The organism is Enterobacter cloacae complex sp. P18RS, from assembly GCF_014982105.1.
Taxonomy (GTDB): domain Bacteria; phylum Pseudomonadota; class Gammaproteobacteria; order Enterobacterales; family Enterobacteriaceae; genus Enterobacter; species Enterobacter hormaechei_C.
Genome location: NZ_JADCKV010000071.1, coordinates 1 through 1509 on the forward strand (window position 1 = coordinate 1; position 1509 = coordinate 1509).

General features: G+C 32.5%; 2 protein-coding genes. Both read left to right on the forward strand.

The window, feature by feature from the left end:
• Positions 1-1060 (forward strand): EpsG family protein (locus INF61_RS22765; protein ID WP_227413541.1); only part of this gene is annotated, 1060 nt, incomplete at its 5' end.
• A gap of 5 nt (positions 1061-1065) precedes the next feature.
• A partial coding sequence (locus INF61_RS22770; RefSeq protein WP_193548160.1) for a glycosyltransferase occupies positions 1066-1509 on the forward strand: 444 nt, incomplete at its 3' end.

Below are 1509 nucleotides of genomic sequence, written 5' to 3' on the forward strand. Positions count from 1 at the left end.
TCAATCATATGACGGCATTGGTCATTGCCTCTTTTCTCTTGGGCTCGGAGTTGTGTTTAAGAGACTGGTACATGGTTTAGGTTCTTCAGAGTATTTGGCGTATGAACCTGGCTTTATGTTAATCTTATATTTATGTGGTGCTGTATTAAACATTGAAAATTTCCATGCGGTTGTATTTTTCGCTAGTGCTGTAGCCGTACTATCAATCATAAGCTTTATTAAAAAAATACCTTTCAAATTTAATCGTAGTTTATTTCTTTTTGGTTTAATTGCATTTGTATATCCGCTGTTTAATGATGCAATCAGACAATTGTTAGCATTTAGTATTTTGCTACCACTACTTCCTGAAATTCGTAGTTGTTCATTAAAAAAAATCTTTATTGTTTGTGTATGTGCCTCATTGTTTCATGCTTCAGCAATCTTAATGATTCCGGTTTTTTTCGTGTTAAGGATGCAATTTACTAAGCAGAACATGATCTTATTATTTATTTTCGCAGCATTCTTTATAATATTATTGCTTAGCTTACCTATCCTCGTTATGCCTATGAGCGGAATTATTCCTCAATTACTTTATGCAAAATTAGTCAGCTACATTTCTAAAAGTTCTGACCTAAAACTAGGTCTCTTTGCAATTATTGATTTTCTAGGTATCTTTCTTGTATTCTTCACGCACAAGAGTTGTAGGCGGGAAGATTCAGATAAGAATGTTTATGCAATGGGAGCTTATTTGTTCTTCCTATTTCATTTGGCTTTCTATACAGCTCCATTTTTACAACGCTTATTGTATTTTATCTTCCCCTTAGTTATTTTATATGCGGAACTTGTTTTTTCTCGTGGCGCAACATTTTCTCTTACTAAGGTTTTGCTTCCAATAACAATTATTATGGTTGTTTCTGTTTTTGTTAGAAATATTACGAATCCATATTATATTTATGATTTCAACGATCCAAAGTTTTTTTATAGCAATTTAGTCCAAAGCAATCCTATTAACATCGATTACTTAAAAGCCAGCAAGTGCATGGTTATAAGTGAGATTGATCCTGAATTCTGCCCAAGATAATAATTATGAAAGTATTAATATTAACTGATGAACTCTATCCTTATCATATAGGTGGAGCTGGTGTTGTTGCATCGCAAACAGCGCAATCTTTGATTGGTAGACACATTCCTTGCACGGTTATATGTTCAAATCCCAAGAATAAACTTTTACGTAAATTGTATAATTTTATATGGCCACTTTGGGGAGCACTAACCTTTTTATTCTCTTTAATTAGAAAGAATAATATTATTTTGGTTAACGACCTTCGCTCCGCTTACATTCTAGGTATAATCGGAACCAATAATATTTTTAAGAAGGTTGTATACATTATTCATGGTACAGAAATTGATATTGTTTATAAAAAGAGAAGTAAAAAGAATTCATTAATTCTCCTTTCCTATTTTTATGGGCGTTTTTTATGTCGCTGTGAGAAAGTTATCTTTGTCAGCGAGTATGTTTCTTCCCGCACA